The following is a 17,196-nucleotide window of genomic DNA, read 5'->3' on the forward strand; positions in this document are numbered from 1 at the left end:
CTTTATTTTTGCGCAGCCGCCCGGCTGCGGTATTCCGAACGAGTTCTGTCGATGAAAAACATTCTTTCTATCCAGTCGCACGTGGTGTTTGGTCACGCCGGCAACAGTGCGGCTGAATTCCCGATGCGCCGCATGGGCGTCAATGTCTGGCCGCTGAACACGGTGCAGTTCTCCAACCATACGCAATACGGCCAGTGGACCGGCTGCGTCATGCCTGCCAGCCACCTGACCGAGATCGCGCAGGGTATTGCCAATATCGAGCAGCTGCAACGCTGTGATGCGGTGCTGAGCGGTTATATCGGTTCGCCGGAGCAGGGCGACCATATTCTGGAGATTGTGCGTCAGGTTAAGCAGGCGAACCCGAACGCCTGGTATTTCTGCGATCCGGTGATGGGGCATCCTGAAAAGGGCTGCATCGTGGCGCCGGGCGTGGCCGAGTTTCACTGCCGCCAGGCGCTGCCGTGCAGCGACATGATGGCGCCGAACCTGCTGGAGTTGGAGATGCTGAGCCAGATGGCCGTCGCCAACGTGGCCGACGCGGTGCAGGCCGCCCGCGTGCTGATCGCCAAGGGGCCGCGGCTGGTGCTGGTCAAGCACCTGGCCCGCGCCGGCTATCACGCCGACTGCTTCGAAATGCTGCTGGTGACGGCGGACGAGGCCTGGCACATCAGCCGGCCGCTGGTGGACTTCGGCGCGCGTCAACCGGTTGGCGTCGGTGATTTGACCAGCGGTCTGCTGCTGGTGGATCTGCTGAAGGGCGAGGCGCTGGATAAAGCGCTGGAGCACGTGACCGCCGCTGTGTATGAGGTGATGCTGACCACGCAGGAGATGGGTGAATACGAACTGCAGGTGGTGGCGGCGCAGGATCGGATCGTGCAGCCGCTCAGCGAATTCAAAGCGGTAAAGCTGTAAGTGCATCGAGCCCCGGCGACAGCCGCCGGGGCTGAAACTTTACTTCAATCCTTCGGCGTTCAGCGCCGCATCTACCGCCGGGCGCGCCGCAACGCGATCGAACCAGGCCGCCAGATGGGCGTGCTTGCGCACGTCGAACTGCAGGGCGAACGCCCAACGCAACACGGTGAACAGGTAGGCGTCGGCTACGCTGAAACGGCTTCCCAACAGGAAGTGCTGCTTCGCCAGCACCGAATCCAGATAGCTGAACTGCTGTTCCAGCTTGGCGCGCGCGATGGTTTGGTATTCGTCGGGCGTTTTCGGGTTGAACAGCGGGCTGAACCCTTTGTGCAGTTCGGTGGCGATGTAGTTCAGCCATTCGATCGCGTGGTAGCGCGACAGGGTGCCCGCCGCCGGGATCAGGTTGCGATCGGGCACGCGGTCCGCCAAGTATTGCACGATCGCCACGCCTTCGGTCAGCAGGCTTCCGTCATCCAGCAGCAGCGCCGGTACCTGTCCCTTGGGGTTGATGGCGAGGTAATCGGCGCCGCTCTCGGTCTTCTTCTGCGCCAGATCGACCTTCTCCGCCGTAAAATCCAGCCCTGCCTCACGCAGCACGATATGCGGGGACAGCGAACAGGCGCCGGCTTTATAGAACAGTTTCATCGGAAGCTCCTTGTTGATGACGAATGACGGGCATGCTTAACCTCTCATCGTAGTCCCATAGCGCCAAAATTACAGCGGCTTAGCTAACAAATTTAACCGATGATCGCCTCGGCGGGCTGCAGCTGCGCCAGCGTTGCGGCGATCTGCTGTTGCAACGCCTGCGGCGCTACCTGCATCGGCGAGCGCAGCTCGTTGGCGATCAGCCCCTGCTGAGCCAGCACCGTCTTGACCGGCGCCGGATTCGGGAAGCTGAACATCTGGTGGATCATCGGCAGCAGCTCATAGAAGTTGCTGCGCGCCGCGGCCAAATCGCCGGCGGCGACCTGCTGCACCAGCTGCACGAAACGTTCCGGGTGAACATGCGCGGCGGCGGAGATGGCACCGGTGCCGCCGAGGCACAGCGTGGTGAGGATCAGATTGTCTTCCCCGGTCATCACATCGATTTCGCCGTCGGCGATCAGCGCCATGGTGGCGTCAGGATTGCCGCCGCAGTCCTTGATGGCGGTGATGCGCGGATGGCGCGCGAGCCGGCGCAATGTGGCCAGCTCCATGGCGATGCCGGTGCGCTGCGGAATGTTGTACAGGATCACCGGCACGCTGGAGGCGTCGGCCAACTGGGTGAAATAATCGATCAGGCCGCATTGCGAAGGGCGAATGTAGTAAGGTGCCGGGATCAGCACGCCGGCGATGTCGCGCAGCTGAATGGCCTGCTGCATCTGCAGCGTGGCGGCCATGTTATTGCCGGAAAGGCCCATCACCACCTGGTGTGCGGGCGCTACTTCCAGCACGGCGTCGAGCACCGCCAGCTGTTCTTCTTTGCTCAGCGCGGCGGCTTCACCGGTGGAGCCGCAGACCACCAGGCCATCGATGCCGGCGTCGAGCAGGTGCCGCGCCAGGCGTTTCACCGCCGGCAAATCGACGGCATCGTGATTGAAAGGGGTAACCATCGCCACCCAAATACCCGAAAATGAGGCCATAAAATATTCCTTCTGTGTGACCGACAGAGAAGCCAGATGAGAAAATTGAAGGCGGGGCGTTGCGCGCCATCCAGTCAGCTCATCTGACGGGACAGCTCGCCCCGGTCAAATGAGCGTCTGTTTCTTCGATTTAACCGCCGCCAAATCGCCAACGGGCAACGCAGGTGTTATCAGAAAGTCGGCGTTGCGTGGGTAGGCCATGGCGGTCTCGTGAAAAGGGGAAGTGGGGTGATAATGAATATTCTTCATCAGGCTGTCAATTTACAACAGATTGATAACATTGTTATTCATGATTCGGTAGCGAGGATGAGTTTGGCTAATAAATAAAAATCCCCGCAGCGGCGGGGAGAGTTTGGCTGGTTCAGCGCGGCGGGCGGGAGCCGATGGTGGCGGACCAACTGAAGGTGTCGCCGCTCGGCCGATAGCGGTTGGCCTTGCGTTCTGCACGCTCCGCCTTGGCGAGCTTCGCTCTGGCGGCCATGATGCGCGCCACCACTTCATCCTTGACCTTGTGCTGTTCGGCGTTGGTCAGCGGCCTGCCGTGGCTCTTGCGCGCCTTGTCCAGTTCGGTTTTCACTTCCCGCTGTTCGCTTTCCGTCATCTCTTTCAACGTCAACTTTTTCATCTTTGCCGCCCGTTCGGTGAAGTTGACCTACAGTTTAGCGGCGTTATGTGACCGAAAATGTTATGGGCATAACGAAATGCGCGGTAAGCCGGCATTACACCTCTTCCAGCAGATCGTCGACAAAGCGCCGCATGCGTTCGGTGCGCTGCTCGGCCATGTGCCGCCCGGCGGCGGTCTGGAAGCCGTCTTGCAGTTTGAACAGCTTGGTTTCGAAGTGATCCAGGCTGAAACGCTTGTCGTCGTATTGGCGATGTTCGGCCCGCGGGTCGGCGGCGTCGTACAGCGCGCTGCGCATGCGGCCGCCGATATAGAAGCAGCGCGCCACGCCGATAAGACCTATGGCGTCGAGGCGATCGGCATCCTGCAGGATCTTCGCCTCCAGCGTTTGCGGGGGGATGCCAGCGGAAAAACTGTGCGCTTCGATGGCGTGAGCCACCGCCGCGATATCCGCCGGCGCCCATTCCAGCCGGGTCAGCGTCAGCGTGGCTTGCTCCGCCGCCATGCGTGAGGCCAGATGGCGCTGCGGCGAATTCTTTTCCACCGCGACGGCGTCGTGCAGCAGCACCGCCGCACAGAGAATGCGCCGGTCGCCGCCTTCCAGCTTGCTGATCCGGCGGCAGTTCTTCCAGACCCGGTGCAGATGCGCCACGTCATGCGAACCGTCGTCCGACTCGAGGGTGAGCGGCAACAGCGTTTGCGCCAGCGCCTGGTAGGGGGAAAAAGGTTGTAACAGCTCTTGCGTCAGCGAGGGTAAAGACACGTTCAGCTCCTGTTGGGGGAAATCGGTCAATCAGCATAGCCGCGCCGGATGCCGGGAGAATGACAGAAAAACGGCTATTGTTTACTAAAGTGCAACCCACTATTGTCATAACTGCGGTTTTTGCAGCGAAACAAGCAACCTAGAATAGCCGCATTCCGCCGTCTCCGCTTGGTGAGAGCCTGTGTCCGTGGAGATGGCCGGAATATCCTCATCAGCCATGGGAGAAGAGACATGCCAACCCCTCTTGAAATAGTGCGCGCAACCTATGAAGGCAGTTCCGAAGAAAACGGCCGTAATCTGTTGGCGGCGCTGGCCCCCGATGCCGAGTGGACCGAAGCCGCCGGTTTCCCCTACGCCGGTACCTATATCGGCCCGGAAAATATCATCAAGAACGTGCATCAGCGCCTGGGCAGCGAATGGCAAGGTTACCGCGCCGACGTCGACCACTTTTACGACGCCGGCGACAACGTGATCGCGCAAGGTTTTTATCACGGCACCTACCGGGCCACCGGCAAATCCTTCAGCGCCTCTTTTGCGCATATTTATACGCTGCGCGGCGGCAAAATCGTGAAGTTCGTGCAGATCGTCGACAGCGCCAAAGTGCTGGAAGCGATGCAGCCTTAATCGCCGCTGCGCTTGCCGAATTTGCGGTCGAACTCGCGCCGGTAACCCCGGGCCTTGTTGCGATCGCGGATCCACAGATAGCCGCACACCAGCGCAACCGCTCCCGAGAAGGTGACGTTGCGCATATCCCGGTCATACCAAAACACCAACAGCGCATCCAGCGCCGCAATCAGCGCGATCCATTTATACATATGGGATTGACGCCGCGTGGCGGCGTTGAGTCGCTTTAACTGTCTGGCTTCGTCCAACACCGGTTTTTGCTGCATAGCGTTTCGTTATCATCAGGCTGTTCACGCTAAATTAGCAGAATTTCCCTAACCGCCGCAAAGATTAACGCGCGGTGCCATGCGGTTTTCCTCGCCGCTGGCGCGGGGCAGAAAATTTATGACGGACGCTTGAATTGTCCATTGGGCGTGGTAGGTTATTTATTCGCTATTTTTGGGTTTTTATTCAACATTCGCCGTGTCATCAAGCTGCAGCACCGGGCGGTTAACGTGATGGGTTCGATACATGCGGCGGTTAACTTCAGCAGGAGGATGTGATGAACGATAAAACGGCACGCCCGCAGGATGTGGTTCAGCAACAGCTTGACGCCTATAACGCCCGCGACATCGACGCCTTCATGGCCTGCTGGGCGGACGACGCGCAGTATTACGAGCATCCCGACACGCTGCTGGCCAGCGGCAAGGCGGCGATCCGCGAACGGCATCTGGTGCGTTTCCAGGAGCCAAGTCTGTACGGTGAACGGATAAAACGCATGGCGGTGGGGAACATGGTGGTCGATCAGGAAGTGGTGACGCGCAACTTCCCGCAGGGGCGGGGCAAAATGGATGTCATCGCCATTTACGAAGTGGAACAGGGGCGGATCGCCAAAGCCTGGTTCAAGATCGGCCCCTGCGTGCCGGATGAGGGCGCGCTCTAGCCGCGCATTATTGCAACGCCATCACCGCTTCTATCTCTACGCACACCTGCGGTGAAAACAACGCGCTGACCGCCATCAGTGAACAGGCCGGCAGCGCGCCATCGAAATAGTCAAACAGCACCGGGCGCACGCCCGCCAGATCGGCGATGTCGGTCAGGAACACGCTGATTTTAATCAACGCTTTAAGATTAACGCCTTCGCTGGCGGCGATAGTGGCTAACTGCTCGAGGATCTCCTGCGTTTGCTCCGGCGCGCTCAAGCCTTGCGCGTCGGTGGCGAAGGCCGTCAATCCCGACACGTACAAGCGATCGCCGTGGCGCACCGCATGCACATAGGGGCCGCCCGGCGTAGGCAACTGCGGATAATTCGTGCGTTTTAATGATGTCATGATCAAACCCCGCGCAAGACCGGTTAATAAAATCGACAAACTTGGTTAGGATACTGAGGAAACGGCGGCCAGACGCCGCGCACCGATGATATTTGAGAGTATCATCCTTCTTTATTTTATACGCCCTCTCTCACCAGAATGTGACAGTGTGGCGCAGCTCGGCCACAAGGACGCATGAGACGATGAACCCGCTTTTTACTCCCTACCTGCAACGCTGGCAACTGGAACAGGACGGCAAAGCCTTCGAAACCCACAGCAGTCTGCTGATGCCGGTGCGTTACCGGGGCGAGGCGGCGATGCTGAAGATCGCCCGCGAGCAGGAGGAGCGCTTCGGTGGCCAACTGATGTGCTGGTGGCGTGGGGAAGGCGCCGCGCAGGTGCTGGCGTGGCATGACGACGGCATTCTGCTGGAGCGCGCGCAGGGTGAAGGCTCGTTGGCGCAGCTGGTGCGTGACGGCGACGATGAGCAGGCCACGCAAATCCTGTGCCGGGCGATCGCCGCCTTGCATGCGCCGCGAGCGGAACCGTTGCCCGAGCTGATCCCGCTGCAGGAGTGGTTCAGCTCACTGTGGCCGGCGGCGCAGGCGCACGGCGGCATGCTGCGTCTCTGTGCCACGGCGGCGGCGGAATTGCTGAACAGCCCGCGAGAAGAGAGCGTGCTGCACGGCGATATTCACCATGACAACGTGCTGGACTTCGGCGAACGCGGGTGGCTGGCGATCGATCCCAAGCGTTTGTACGGCGAACGGGGCTTCGACTACGCCAATATCTTCTGCAATCCCAACTACGGCATCGCCACCGATCCGGCCATTTTCCAGCGCCGCGTGGAACAGGTCTGTCGCTTGGCCGGGCTGGAGCGCCGGCGCTTGCTGCAATGGATCCTGGCCTGGTCGGGGCTGTCCGCCGCCTGGTTCATGGAAGACGGGCAGGCGGCGGACATCGACTTTCGCGTCGCTGAGCTGGCGGCGCGCGCGCTGGATCTCCCGCTGCCGGGCGGCGACTCAGGGTTCATCCTGCCAGTAATCGAGCGAGGTTGAAGGGCGCTGCAGGTAGCGCACCTGCTGGCCGTCTGCGCCGCGCGCCATCGCCTGGTATTTGCCGGAATCCGGGTACATCACCAGCTCCGGCTGCTCGCGCGTGCTGACGGACAGGTACTTCAGCGGCGCATCGGAGGTGTTGATGATCTGGTGCGGGTATTCCGGGCCCGGCGGAATGAAGATGACATCCCCGCTGACGATCGGCAGCATTTCTCCGGCCACCCGCAGCGTACCGCTGCCTTCCAGAATGATGAACATTTCCTCCTGAGCGTAATGAAAATGGTAGGGGCAGGAGCGCATACCCGGCGCGACACAATCGAAAGAGGCGCCCAGCTTGTCGGCGGCGGTGCCGGTGCCGAGGCGAGCGCCGACGCTGTCATACAGCGGCGGCCGCCGATCGTGCCGCTTATCTACTCGTTCGACATTGCGTATCAGGCGCTGAGCCAACAGCGCAGCTTTCTCAGTCATAGGCTTCCTTGGTGACGGCGTCACTTATTTTGTGAATTGATCTCAAGACGACAGAGAAAGTGAAGGCGCCACGGCGGCACTTGTCAATGTAGACCGCCCGTTATGCTTGGCTTGTTCGCTGCGGCAGCGACAGCAGCAGATGGGCGATCGCGCCGCCGACGATGCCCCAGAAGGCCGAACCGATGCCCAGTAACGTGACGCCGGAGGCGGTGATGAGGAAGGCGATCAGCGCCGCATCGCGCTGTTTCTCATCATGCAGCGCGCGCTGCAGGCTGCCGCCGATGGTGCCGAGCAGCGCCAGCCCGGCGATGGTGTGGATCAGGGCGAGGGGCAGCGCGCTGAACAGCAGGCCGATGGCGCCGCCGAACAGCCCGGCCAACAGGTAGAAGCCGCCGGCGGCCACCGCGCCCATATAGCGGCGCTGCGGATCGGGATGCACGTCCGGGCCCATGCAGATGGCGGCGGTGATCGCGGCGATGCACACCGAGAATCCGCCGAACGGCGCCAGCAGCAGCGTGGTAAGCGCCGTCCAGGCGATCAGCGGTGAGGTGGGGACGCGGTACCCCGCCGCTTGCAGCGTGGCGATGCCAGGCGCATTCTGCGAAGCCATGGTCACCACGAAGAACGGCACGCCGATGCCCAGCAGCGTCGGCCAGCTGAAGTGCGGCGCGATAAATTCCGGTATGGCAAACGCCGGCGCGTGTTGCGCCGGCTGGATATTGCCCTGCAGCGCGGCGATCGCCAGCCCGGCCGCCAGCGTCAGCACGATGGCGTAGCGCGGCAGATAACGGCGGCTGAGCAGATAGGCCAGCCCCATGCCGGCGCTCAGCGGGAAATTGAGCTGCAGCGAAGCGAAGGCGTCCAGCCCGAAACGCAACAGGATCCCCGCCAGCATCGCGGCGGAAATCGCCTGCGGAATATAGTCCATCAGGCGGGCGAACAGCCCGGTGACGCCGCACAGCAGGATCAGGCCGGAAGCGAAGATAAACACGCCGATCGCCTCGTTGATCGGCGTGCCGGGCAGGCTGGTGACCAGCAGCGCCGCACCGGGCGTCGACCAGGCGGTGAGGATAGGCGTGCGATAGTAAAGCGACAGTCCGAGCGAGGTGACGCCCATCGCGATCCCCAGCGCGCTCAGCCAGCCGCCGATCTGCGCCGGCGTGGCGCCTGCAGCGGCGGCGGCCTGGAAAATGATCGCGGCAGAGCTGGTGTAACCCACCAGAACGGCGACAAAGCCGGCCATGACGGCGGGCAGGGTCAGATGGCGCAGGGAGAGGGCTGGGCGCATGAGTGGCTCCAATCGGTGATTGTGCGTTATAACGCACGATGAGAAATCAGCATAGCACCGTGCGCTATAGCGCACAAGCGGGTATAATCGGGCTCGACACGCAGAGGAGAACTGGATGCAGGAACTTGCCGGCCATTTGGCACACACCCTTCGCACGCTGCGCGCACAGCGCGGTTGGAGCCTGACGCAGGCGGCGGAATACACCGGCGTCAGCAAGGCGATGCTCGGGCAGATCGAACGCGGCGAGTCCAGCCCGACGGTGGCGACGCTGTGGAAGATCGCCACCGGTTTCAACGTGGCGTTCTCCGCCTTTCTCGAGGCTTCCCCCGCGCAGCAGCAGGCGACGCTGCACCGCTACGGCGATCTGCCGGTCTACGATCAGGACAACGCCGACATGCGCGTGGTGCCGCTGTTTCCCTACGATCGCCAGCTGGGTTTCGATATGTTCGTCATCGATCTTGCGCCGGGCGCGCTCAGCGAATCGTCGCCCCATGAGCCGGGCGTGATCGAGCATGTCATCGTGATCAGCGGCCGGTTGGAGTTGGCGATAGACGGCGAATGGCACAGCCTGGCCGCTGGCGAGGCGATGCGCTTTCAGGCCGATCGGCCGCACGCTTACCGCAACGCCGGTACGCAGCCGGTGCGCATCCACGATCTGATCCACTATCCTCAATCCTGACTCAACGCGGCGGCCGTGGGCTTTGACTCCGCGCCGCCAAACGCCTACCTTGTTGAAAATGACTCTTATTTCACAGGCTGTCGCCCATGACGGGGCGGCGTTGCAGCCGACTCAAAAGGAGCTTGATTTTGCCGGTCACCAATCGACGTCAGTTTATTAAACTCAGTGCGCAAACCGCAGGAGCCGTATTCGCGATGACTTCATTACCCAACAGTATCCGCCTGGCGATGGCGGCGGAAGGCGGCGCGGCCGCCGGCGATGAATTCCTGTGGCTGGAGGAGCTGCAGGGTAAAAAAGCGCTGCAATGGGTGCAGCAGGAAAATCAGCGCACCGTGGCGCGTTTCGGCCAGGGCGAAGACTTTCAGCGCATTGAGCGCGAGGTGCTGGATATCCTCAATAAAGACACCCAAATCCCGTGGGTGAGCAAGCGCGGCGAGTACTATTACAACTTTTGGCAGGACCAGGCCAACCCGCGCGGCCTGCTGCGGCGCACCACGCTGGACGAGTACCGCAAGGCCAAACCGGCCTGGGAAACGGTGCTGGATATCGATGCGTTGGGCAAGGCGGAGGGCAAGGATTGGGTTTATCAGGGCTCGCAGCCGCTGGCGCCGGAATACCGCTATTGCCTGATGCAGCTGTCGCCGGACGGCGGCGACGCCACCGAAATCCGCGAATTCGATCTGGTGGCCAAACGCTTCGCCAAGGACGGCTTCAACGTGCCGGTGGCGAAAAGCCGGGTTTCCTGGGTCGATCGGGACACGCTGTTCATCGCCACCGATTTCGGCCCCGGCTCGATGACCCAGTCCGGCTACGCGCGCATCGCCAAACGCTGGCGGCGCGGCACGCCGCTGAGCGCCGCCGAAACGCTGTACGAAGCGCAGCCTGAGGACATGGCGGTCTTCGCCTATCACGATCGCACGCCGGGCTTTGAGCGCGATTTCGTCGGCCGGAGCCTGGATTTCTATCGCCGCGACTACTTCTTGCTGGCTCAGGACGGCCGGCAGATCAAAATCGACATCCCGGCCGACGCCGAGCTGGATACGCACCGTGAATGGCTGCTGATTAAACCGAGCAGCGACTGGGAGGTGGGCGGCAAGCGCTATCCGTCCGGCGCGCTGCTGGCGGCCAACTTCGATGACTATCTGGCGGGCAAGCGCGAGCTGCAGTCGCTGTTTACCCCAACGGCGGAGCAGGCGCTGAGCGGCTACAGCGGCACCCGCGATCACCTGATCCTCAGCATCATGGATAACGTGGTCAACCGGCTGGAAGTGCTGACGCCGAAGGGCGGCAGCTGGCAACGTCGCCCGCTGGGCAACCCCGGCGCCATCAGCACCATTTCCGCCGGCGGCATCGACGAAGAGAGCAACGCCTATTTCTTGACCGTCAGCGGGTTCCTGCAGCCGACCTCGCTGTACATGGGCAATCTCGACGGCGGTGAGGCGACGCTGCTGAAACAGGCGCCGCAGGATTTTGACGCGTCAGGCTACCAGGTGAGCCAGCATTTTGCGCTTTCCAAGGACGGTACCCGCGTGCCGTATTTCCAGATTGCCGCCAAAGATCTCAAACCGGACGGCAGCACGCCGACGCTGCTGTATGGCTACGGCGGGTTTGAAGTGCCGCTGCTGCCGGGCTATCTCGGCGGCAAGGCGCCGGCCTGGCTGGAGCGCGGCGGGGTGTACGTGGTAGCCAACATCCGCGGCGGCGGCGAATACGGCCCGGCCTGGCACCAGGCAGCGCTCAAGCAGAATCGCCATCGCGCCTACGAGGATTTCGCCGCCGTGGCCGAAGATCTTATCGCACGCAAGGTGACCTCGGCGCCGCATTTGGGGGCGCGCGGCGGCAGCAACGGCGGCCTGTTGGTGGGCAATATGCTGACGCTGTATCCGCAGCTGTTCGGCTGCATCGTCTGCGAAGTGCCGCTGCTGGACATGCAGCGTTATACCCAGCTTTCCGCCGGCGCGTCGTGGATCGCCGAATACGGTGACCCGAGCAAGCCGGAGCAGTGGGCTTATATCAAAACCTTCTCGCCGTACCACAACATTCAGGCGAAAACGGCCTATCCGCCGGTGCTGTTCTATACCGCGACCAGCGACGATCGGGTCAACCCGGCCCACGCCCGTAAAATGGCCGCGCGCATGCAGGCGATGGGGTATCAGCAGGCTTATTTCTACGAGAATACCGAAGGCGGGCACAGCGCCGCCGCCGACAAGCAACAGGCGGCGTTCCACAGCGCATTGGTGAGCGAGTTCATGTGGGCCAACCTGAGCGGCAAACCCAAGTCAGCGTAAGCCTTTTTCTTGCAGACATAAAAAAACACCGGGGCGTTAACTCCGGTGTTTTTATTTACGTCTCAATCTGCCGGCGATCAGCGAGCCGCGGTGGCTTCCTGCGCTTTCTGATTGGCGTCTTCGGTGGTGTCCAGCGTCATGCGATACAGCTTCGGCGCGGTCAGCATCATCAGGATAGCGATGACGGCGGTGACGATACCGATCTGCATAAACACATGGCTGTAGATGGCCAGCGAAGCGTGCGCGTCGTTGATGTCGCTTGGGACGGCGGTCAGACCGGCAACCTTACCGGCGATCAGCGCGGCGGCAGCGGTAGTCAGGAACCAGGAGCCCATGATGAAGCCCATCAGGCGCTGCGGCACCAGCTGCGCCACCATCGCCAGACCCAGGCCGGAAATCATCAGCTCGCCGATGCTCTGCAGCGCGTAGCTCAGGATCAGCCAGTTGACCGACACGATGCCCTGTTCGTTGGCGAAGCTGGCGCCCCACGGCAGCACCAGGAAGGCGCAGGAGCAGAGGATCATGCCGAAAGCGAACTTGTGCGGCATCGGCAGGCGATCGCCCATTTTGTTATACAGCGCGGCCAGAATCGGGCTGGCGAGCATGATCCAGAACGGGTTCAACGCCTGATACTGCTCCGGCTCGAAGGCGACGCCGAAGATGCTGTGTTCCACGTTGTGGATGGCGAAGAAGTTCAGCGAGGTTGGCATCTGGCTGTACAGCACGAAGAACACCACCGCTTCCAGCATCAGCAGGAAGGCGACGATCATCTTGCGGCGAGCGGCGCCGTGCAGGGCGAAGGTTTCCTTGGCGAACACCAGAACGATGCCGGCGGAAACCAGGGCCAGCGCCCAGCGCGCGATCACCTGGTTGTGCAGCAGCCAGCTGGACACGGCGATCAACGCCACGATGCCGACCAGCACCATCAGCAGTTTCGGCAGATGCAGCGGCTTGAAGTCAGGCTTGGAACCGTTTTCCTTCACCCACTTGCGGCACATCATAAAGTTGACCAGGGTGATCAGCATGCCGACCACGCTCAGCGAGAACGCCACGCTCCAGCCGTATTTCGCCGCCAGCCACGGAGTGGCCAGCATAGAGAAGAAGGAACCGATGTTCACCGACATGTAATACATGGTGAAGGCACCGTCGAGACGCGGATCGTCTTTCTCATAGCAGGTGGACAACAGGGAGGACGGGTTGGCCTTGAACAGACCGCTGCCCACGGCGATGGTCGCCATGCCCATGTAGACCCAGAAGATGTCGTGGCCGGAGTAAGCCACCATGGCGTAACCGGCGGCCAGCACCAGCGCGCCGAGCACGATCACGCGTTTGGCGCCCAGCACTTTGTCGCCCAGCCAGCCGCCGATGGCGACGAAGCCGTATACCAGGGCGCTGAAGGAAGAGAACAGGGTGATGGAGTCGGCTTCGCTCATGCCGAGCATCTTGACCAGATAAACCGCCATGATGCCCTGCAGGCCGTAGTAGCCGAAACGCTCCCACAGTTCGATCGAGAAGATCAGATAGAACGCTTTCGGTTGTTTGAACGCGTTAAGGCTCACGCTCTCCGGATGTTGGTTGTTTGCTGTTGACACTGGTACCTCTGTTTTTTCGCAGCCCGTCTTTGGAGGACGGGAAAGTACAAAAGTTGATGCGGAACGGCATCCTTTTGCGTTGTTATAGGATGGGGACGGCGGTTAATGTTCACTATCTTTGTCAACGAGGCAAGCAGTTTGTCATATTCGGTTACATTTAACGCCCGCAGGATTATGCCGCGATGTTGCAAATGTTATGCAGTATTAACTTTCGGGTTTTAATGGTTTGCCGATTTTTTGTTTTGATTAAAAGCTATACGAATTTTAAACAGGGATATATTCTGCTGAATTGCTATTTTTTAGCGCATCAGTGTAGGTGAGGTTATTAATCCGTTGGAATGTTGTGCACATGGCGCGTTTTGTAAAATTATAGAAATTTGGGAAAACGAGACTGGCATTTGTGAACGCCTTGTGATCCTGAAAGCGTGACGTTCACCGCAATTTTCGACTAATTTTTCGCTTGAAAATAACACGGCACTGAGCTTTTCACTGAAAACCTCGAAATTGCCGGGGTTACTGCTGCGCGATATCACATTTCCGATAAAAAAGAGGCGCTGGCGGGGGGAGAGGTGGCGACGGGTGCGGTTTGCCGCACCCAACAGACTCAGGATTCCGGATAAACCTTTTCTTTATACTCGCACAGGTCTTCGATAATGCAGGAGCCACAGCGCGGTTTGCGCGCGATGCAGGTATAGCGGCCGTGCAGGATCAGCCAGTGGTGGCAATCGACCTTGAATTCGGCGGGCACCACCTTCAACAGCTTCTCTTCCACCTGATCGACGTTCTTGCCTGGCGCGAAGTGAGTGCGGTTGCACACCCGGAAGATGTGGGTGTCCACGGCGATGGTCGCCCAGCCGAAGGCGGTATTGAGCACCACGTTGGCGGTCTTGCGGCCGACGCCTGGCAGCGCTTCCAGCGCGGCACGATCTTCCGGCACTTCGCCGCCGTGCAGCTCCAGCAGCATGCGGCAGGTTTTGATCACGTTTTCGGCCTTGCTGTTGAACAGACCAATGGTCTTGATGTACTCCTTGACGCCATCAACCCCCAGCGCCAGCATGGCGGCGGGGGTGTTGGCGACCGGATAAAGCTTGGCGGTCGCTTTGTTGACGCTGACGTCGGTGGCCTGTGCGGACAGCAATACCGCGATCAGCAGTTCAAACGGCGTGGTGTACACCAGTTCGGTGGTCGGATGCGGGTTGTTGTCGCGCAGCCGGGTCAGAATTTCCAGTCGCTTCTGCTTGTTCATCAGGCCTTCTCAGCACGTCCTTGTTCCAGCAGCGGTTCCACCGCCACGGCGCGGGCTTTGCGCGCCTTCATTTTTTCGTCGATCAGATATTTGACCGCCAGCAGCAGCCCCAGGCCGATAAAGGCGCCCGGCGGCAACATGGCCAGCAGGAAGGGGCTGTCGAAATGCACCACTTCGATGCGCAGTGACTTGGCCCAGCCGCCCAGCAGCTGGTCGGCGCCATCGAACAGCGTGCCGTTGCCCAACAGTTCTCGCATCGAGCCCAGCGTCACCATCACGCCGGTGGCGCCGAGGCCGATGGCCAGACCGTCCAGCGCCGAGAGGCCGACCGGTTTTCGCGCCGCCACCGCTTCGGCACGGCCGACCACGATGCAGTTGGTCACGATCAACGGAATAAAGATCCCGAGCGACTGATACAAACCGAAGGCATAGGCGTTGATCAGCATCTGCACGATGCTCACCACCGCGGCGATGATCATCACGTAGATCGGAATACGCACTTCGCTCGGCACCCAGCGGCGCACCGCGGAAATCGAGGCGTTGGTCAAGACCAAAACCAGGGTGGTGGCCAACCCCAGGCCGAGCGCGTTGGTGACGGTGGAGGTCACCGCCAGCAGCGGGCACATGCCCAGCAGCTGCACCAGGGCGGAGTTGTTCTTCCACAACCCCTGGACGATCAATTCTTTGGCTTCACTCATTCGGCGGCTCCACACGCAGGTAAGCTTTCAAGTTTAGGCGGCAGCGTTTCCATATACAACGCCGTGCGGCGCACTGCATTGACCACCGCACGCGGGGTGATGGTAGCGCCGGTGAACTGATCGAACATACCGCCGTCTTTCTTCACCGCCCAGCGCTTATCGTCCGGGCCTTCGATTTTCTTGCCGCTGAAGAAGGAAATCCAGTCGGAAATGCGCAGTTCGATTTTGTCCCCCAGCCCCGGGGTTTCGTGGTGTTCAATCACGCGGGTGCCGAGCACCGTGCCGTTGAAATCGGCGCCGACCAGCAGCTTGATGGCGCCGGAGTAGCCGTCCGGCGCGGTGGTTTCCAGCGCGGCGGCGGTCGGTTGCCCGTTTTTGCGCGCCAGGTACAAGCGGTGCGGCGCGCCGTCGCCCAGCGCCGGATCGCTGACCAGGAGGCATTCGTTCTGCATAATGTTGTCGTAGTTTTCCGGCGGCACCACCTGATCGAGCAACGCTTTTTGCTGCAGCGCCGCCTGATGGGCGATGGTGCCTTTCGTCAAGGTATAGACCACGGCGGTCAGGCCGGTGGTGACCGCCGCGAACACCGCCAGCGTGGTGCCGTGCTTTCTCATGGAATTCAGCATGGCGGCTCCTTAGCGATGGCCGTACACGCGCGGCTGCGTGTAGTGGTCGATTAACGGGACGGTGATGTTGGCGAGCAGCACGGCGAAAGCCACGCCGTCGGGGTAGCCGCCATAGACGCGGATCAGCCAGACCAGCACGCCGATTAGCGCGCCGTAGATCAGGCGGCCCTTCGGCGTGGTGGAGGCGCTGACCGGATCGGTGGCGATAAAGAACGCGCCCAGCATGCTGGCGCCGGAGAACAGGTGGATCAGCGGCGAAGCCTGATGCGCCGGATCTATCCACCAGGCAAGGCCGGAGCAGAAGGCGATGGCGGCCAACATGCTGAAAGGGATTTGCCAATGGATCAGGCGCCGCGCCAGCATAAACAGGCCGCCGGCCAGGAAGCCGAGGTTGACCCATTGCCAGCCGATGCCGGCCAGCGCGCCGCCGAACAGCGGCTGCTGTAACACCTGTTCCACGCTGTGGCCGCTGCGCAGGCCGGTTTTAAAGCCGTCGAGCGGCGTAGCCTGGCTGATGCCGTCCACGCCCATCTGCAGTTCGTGCAGCGTCGCGCCTTGCGAGGTATGGCCGCTGAAAATGGCCAGCAGCGTGTCGTGGAGCGACAGCGCGGTGGCGCGCAGCTCATCCGGCGGCAGCCAGCTGGTCATCTGTACCGGGAAGGAGATCAGCAGCACCACGTAACCGACCATCGCCGGGTTGAACGGGTTCTGCCCGAGGCCGCCGTACAGCTGCTTGGCGATGACGATGGCGAAGAAGGTACCGATGACGATCATCCACCACGGGGCCAGCGGCGGCAGGCTGATGCCGAGCAGCAGGGCGGTCAGCAGGGCGGAGTTATCCGCCAGCCGGCTGCGCACCGGCAGCTTGCGCAGCCTGAGGATCGCGCCTTCTGCGGCCAGCGCGACGATCGCCGCCAGCGCCACCTGAATCAATACGCCGTAGCCGAAGAACCAAATCTGCGCCGCGATGCCGGGAATGCACGCCAACATCACCCACAGCATGATGCGGCTGGTGCTTTGCTGGTTGTGGGTGAACGGCGAGCTGGCGATGTGTAAGCCTTTGGCGGCTGTGGGTGATACCGGCCTGAACTTCATAGAGTAACGATACCTTCTGCGCCGCGCCTGCGGCAGTTTCGATGCGCCGAATTGCGGGCGCGGCAAAAATAATAGCCGAGCATTCTACCTGATTCGATGCGAGGGTAATACGCCTTAATGATAGGGGTATTCGGCTTTCCGCGCATCTGGCGATCGGGACGGCGCGATTTGATTTTTTTTTGGCCGGAAAATGGGCTAACGTGAGGAATTGTCAGTGGAACTTGTGCCGCCATCGACCGCAATAAATGGGTTAACCGTATGAATGAAATATCATTTTTCACCAGATTTCCGCACAAAATAACAACTTTCACATAATCCGTGTAGGT

Annotated in this window: 20 protein-coding genes; 6 read left to right on the top strand and 14 right to left on the bottom strand. The window is 61.1% G+C overall.

All coding sequences use genetic code 11. The features are described from left to right. The first annotated feature begins 51 nt into the window (after window positions 1-51). Window positions 52-912 (top strand): pyridoxal kinase PdxY, encoded by an 861-nt coding sequence (gene pdxY / locus ACJ8PI_RS07005; protein ID WP_033638395.1) that lies wholly within the window; start codon window positions 52-54, stop codon window positions 910-912. 39 nt (window positions 913-951) lie between these two features. Here pdxY and gstA read toward each other — a convergent pair whose 3' ends face one another. The 4 genes from gstA to ACJ8PI_RS07025 all read right to left on the bottom strand — a co-directional run bounded on the left by gstA (window position 952) and on the right by ACJ8PI_RS07025 (window position 3,949). Further along, on the bottom strand, window positions 952-1,557 hold the full coding sequence (gstA, locus tag ACJ8PI_RS07010) for a glutathione transferase GstA (RefSeq protein ID WP_041034913.1): 606 nt from the start codon (window positions 1,555-1,557) through the stop codon (window positions 952-954). 92 nt (window positions 1,558-1,649) lie between these two features. After that, window positions 1,650-2,534, bottom strand: a complete 885-nt coding sequence (dapA, locus tag ACJ8PI_RS07015) for a 4-hydroxy-tetrahydrodipicolinate synthase (RefSeq protein ID WP_060424320.1) — start codon at window positions 2,532-2,534, stop codon at window positions 1,650-1,652. A gap of 361 nt (window positions 2,535-2,895) precedes the next feature. Next, window positions 2,896-3,159: a DUF3811 domain-containing protein gene (locus tag ACJ8PI_RS07020; protein ID WP_004938373.1), complete on the bottom strand. Its 264-nt coding sequence runs from the start codon at window positions 3,157-3,159 to the stop codon at window positions 2,896-2,898. Between the two features lie 94 nt (window positions 3,160-3,253). Beyond that, window positions 3,254-3,949: an HD domain-containing protein gene (locus tag ACJ8PI_RS07025; RefSeq protein WP_079656471.1), complete on the bottom strand. Its 696-nt coding sequence runs from the start codon at window positions 3,947-3,949 to the stop codon at window positions 3,254-3,256. Between the two features lie 201 nt (window positions 3,950-4,150). Here ACJ8PI_RS07025 and ACJ8PI_RS07030 point away from each other — a divergent pair, with 201 nt between their 5' ends. Then, entirely contained in the window at window positions 4,151-4,543 is a 393-nt protein-coding gene (locus ACJ8PI_RS07030) for a nuclear transport factor 2 family protein (protein ID WP_033638399.1), read from the top strand. On the opposite strand, the gene ACJ8PI_RS07035 is transcribed toward ACJ8PI_RS07030, so the two are convergent. Beyond that, on the bottom strand, window positions 4,540-4,809 hold the full coding sequence (locus ACJ8PI_RS07035; protein ID WP_004938382.1) for a hypothetical protein: 270 nt from the start codon (window positions 4,807-4,809) through the stop codon (window positions 4,540-4,542). The genes ACJ8PI_RS07030 and ACJ8PI_RS07035 overlap by 4 nt on opposite strands. 275 nt (window positions 4,810-5,084) lie before the next feature. Between ACJ8PI_RS07035 and ACJ8PI_RS07040 the strand changes: the two genes are divergently transcribed. Continuing rightward, window positions 5,085-5,465 (top strand): nuclear transport factor 2 family protein, encoded by a 381-nt coding sequence (locus ACJ8PI_RS07040; RefSeq protein WP_033638401.1) that lies wholly within the window; start codon window positions 5,085-5,087, stop codon window positions 5,463-5,465. 7 nt (window positions 5,466-5,472) lie between these two features. On the opposite strand, the gene ACJ8PI_RS07045 is transcribed toward ACJ8PI_RS07040, so the two are convergent. Then, on the bottom strand, window positions 5,473-5,853 hold the full coding sequence (locus ACJ8PI_RS07045; RefSeq protein WP_041037983.1) for a RidA family protein: 381 nt from the start codon (window positions 5,851-5,853) through the stop codon (window positions 5,473-5,475). Window positions 5,854-6,035: 182 nt separating this feature from the next. Between ACJ8PI_RS07045 and ACJ8PI_RS07050 the strand changes: the two genes are divergently transcribed. Further along, entirely contained in the window at window positions 6,036-6,890 is an 855-nt protein-coding gene (locus ACJ8PI_RS07050; protein ID WP_033648197.1) for an aminoglycoside phosphotransferase family protein, read from the top strand. On the opposite strand, the gene ACJ8PI_RS07055 is transcribed toward ACJ8PI_RS07050, so the two are convergent. Both ACJ8PI_RS07055 and ACJ8PI_RS07060 read right to left on the bottom strand, forming a co-directional pair. Then, window positions 6,855-7,358 (bottom strand): cupin domain-containing protein, encoded by a 504-nt coding sequence (locus ACJ8PI_RS07055; RefSeq protein WP_033638403.1) that lies wholly within the window; start codon window positions 7,356-7,358, stop codon window positions 6,855-6,857. The two genes, ACJ8PI_RS07050 and ACJ8PI_RS07055, sit on opposite strands and share 36 nt — an antisense overlap. 100 nt (window positions 7,359-7,458) lie before the next feature. Continuing rightward, window positions 7,459-8,646, bottom strand: a complete 1,188-nt coding sequence (locus ACJ8PI_RS07060; protein WP_164134279.1) for a benzoate/H(+) symporter BenE family transporter — start codon at window positions 8,644-8,646, stop codon at window positions 7,459-7,461. 115 nt (window positions 8,647-8,761) lie between these two features. Here ACJ8PI_RS07060 and ACJ8PI_RS07065 point away from each other — a divergent pair, with 115 nt between their 5' ends. Both ACJ8PI_RS07065 and ACJ8PI_RS07070 read left to right on the top strand, forming a co-directional pair. Then, entirely contained in the window at window positions 8,762-9,325 is a 564-nt protein-coding gene (locus tag ACJ8PI_RS07065; RefSeq protein WP_164134278.1) for a helix-turn-helix domain-containing protein, read from the top strand. A gap of 194 nt (window positions 9,326-9,519) precedes the next feature. After that, window positions 9,520-11,613, top strand: coding sequence for a prolyl oligopeptidase family serine peptidase (locus ACJ8PI_RS07070; protein ID WP_164134277.1), 2,094 nt, complete (start codon window positions 9,520-9,522; stop codon window positions 11,611-11,613). A 77-nt stretch (window positions 11,614-11,690) separates the two neighbouring features. Here the strand turns inward: ACJ8PI_RS07070 and dtpA are convergent, their stop codons facing one another. The 6 genes from dtpA to ACJ8PI_RS07100 all read right to left on the bottom strand — a co-directional run bounded on the left by dtpA (window position 11,691) and on the right by ACJ8PI_RS07100 (window position 17,151). Beyond that, window positions 11,691-13,205 carry a dipeptide/tripeptide permease DtpA gene (gene dtpA / locus ACJ8PI_RS07075; protein ID WP_033638407.1) on the bottom strand — a complete coding sequence of 505 codons (1,515 nt, stop codon included), beginning with the start codon at window positions 13,203-13,205 and terminating at the stop codon, window positions 11,691-11,693. A gap of 604 nt (window positions 13,206-13,809) precedes the next feature. Next, window positions 13,810-14,451, bottom strand: a complete 642-nt coding sequence (nth, locus tag ACJ8PI_RS07080) for an endonuclease III (protein ID WP_019455952.1) — start codon at window positions 14,449-14,451, stop codon at window positions 13,810-13,812. After that, window positions 14,451-15,149 carry an electron transport complex subunit E gene (locus ACJ8PI_RS07085; RefSeq protein WP_033638408.1) on the bottom strand — a complete coding sequence of 233 codons (699 nt, stop codon included), beginning with the start codon at window positions 15,147-15,149 and terminating at the stop codon, window positions 14,451-14,453. The genes nth and ACJ8PI_RS07085 overlap by 1 nt, the downstream gene beginning before the upstream one ends. Then, window positions 15,146-15,775, bottom strand: coding sequence for an electron transport complex subunit RsxG (gene rsxG / locus ACJ8PI_RS07090; protein WP_033654762.1), 630 nt, complete (start codon window positions 15,773-15,775; stop codon window positions 15,146-15,148). Before rsxG ends, ACJ8PI_RS07085 begins: the two co-directional genes overlap by 4 nt. A gap of 9 nt (window positions 15,776-15,784) precedes the next feature. Further along, the gene (gene rsxD, locus ACJ8PI_RS07095) at window positions 15,785-16,870 is read right to left on the bottom strand and encodes an electron transport complex subunit RsxD (RefSeq protein WP_033638411.1); all 1,086 of its coding nucleotides are present in this window, start codon (window positions 16,868-16,870) and stop codon (window positions 15,785-15,787) included. After that, window positions 16,867-17,151 (bottom strand): hypothetical protein, encoded by a 285-nt coding sequence (locus tag ACJ8PI_RS07100; protein ID WP_125460740.1) that lies wholly within the window; start codon window positions 17,149-17,151, stop codon window positions 16,867-16,869. Before ACJ8PI_RS07100 ends, rsxD begins: the two co-directional genes overlap by 4 nt. Between the last annotated feature and the right edge of the window lie 45 nt (window positions 17,152-17,196).

The organism is Serratia sp. CY82433, from assembly GCF_052166535.1.
GTDB lineage: Bacteria > Pseudomonadota > Gammaproteobacteria > Enterobacterales > Enterobacteriaceae > Serratia > Serratia sarumanii.

Excerpts from the sequence above, each read along its gene's own strand:
- pdxY (WP_033638395.1), top strand. The coding sequence starts at position 52 with ATGAAAAACATTCTTTCTATCCAGTCGCACGTGGTGTTTGGTCACGCC.
- gstA (WP_041034913.1), bottom strand. The coding sequence starts at position 1,557 with ATGAAACTGTTCTATAAAGCCGGCGCCTGTTCGCTGTCCCCGCATATC.
- dapA (WP_060424320.1), bottom strand. The coding sequence starts at position 2,534 with ATGGCCTCATTTTCGGGTATTTGGGTGGCGATGGTTACCCCTTTCAAT.
- ACJ8PI_RS07020 (WP_004938373.1), bottom strand. The coding sequence starts at position 3,159 with ATGAAAAAGTTGACGTTGAAAGAGATGACGGAAAGCGAACAGCGGGAA.
- ACJ8PI_RS07030 (WP_033638399.1), top strand. The coding sequence starts at position 4,151 with ATGCCAACCCCTCTTGAAATAGTGCGCGCAACCTATGAAGGCAGTTCC.
- ACJ8PI_RS07035 (WP_004938382.1), bottom strand. The coding sequence starts at position 4,809 with ATGCAGCAAAAACCGGTGTTGGACGAAGCCAGACAGTTAAAGCGACTC.
- ACJ8PI_RS07040 (WP_033638401.1), top strand. The coding sequence starts at position 5,085 with ATGAACGATAAAACGGCACGCCCGCAGGATGTGGTTCAGCAACAGCTT.
- ACJ8PI_RS07045 (WP_041037983.1), bottom strand. The coding sequence starts at position 5,853 with ATGACATCATTAAAACGCACGAATTATCCGCAGTTGCCTACGCCGGGC.
- ACJ8PI_RS07050 (WP_033648197.1), top strand. The coding sequence starts at position 6,036 with ATGAACCCGCTTTTTACTCCCTACCTGCAACGCTGGCAACTGGAACAG.
- ACJ8PI_RS07055 (WP_033638403.1), bottom strand. The coding sequence starts at position 7,358 with ATGACTGAGAAAGCTGCGCTGTTGGCTCAGCGCCTGATACGCAATGTC.
- ACJ8PI_RS07060 (WP_164134279.1), bottom strand. The coding sequence starts at position 8,646 with ATGCGCCCAGCCCTCTCCCTGCGCCATCTGACCCTGCCCGCCGTCATG.
- ACJ8PI_RS07065 (WP_164134278.1), top strand. The coding sequence starts at position 8,762 with ATGCAGGAACTTGCCGGCCATTTGGCACACACCCTTCGCACGCTGCGC.
- ACJ8PI_RS07070 (WP_164134277.1), top strand. The coding sequence starts at position 9,520 with ATGACTTCATTACCCAACAGTATCCGCCTGGCGATGGCGGCGGAAGGC.
- nth (WP_019455952.1), bottom strand. The coding sequence starts at position 14,451 with ATGAACAAGCAGAAGCGACTGGAAATTCTGACCCGGCTGCGCGACAAC.
- ACJ8PI_RS07085 (WP_033638408.1), bottom strand. The coding sequence starts at position 15,149 with ATGAGTGAAGCCAAAGAATTGATCGTCCAGGGGTTGTGGAAGAACAAC.
- rsxG (WP_033654762.1), bottom strand. The coding sequence starts at position 15,775 with ATGCTGAATTCCATGAGAAAGCACGGCACCACGCTGGCGGTGTTCGCG.
- rsxD (WP_033638411.1), bottom strand. The coding sequence starts at position 16,870 with ATGAAGTTCAGGCCGGTATCACCCACAGCCGCCAAAGGCTTACACATC.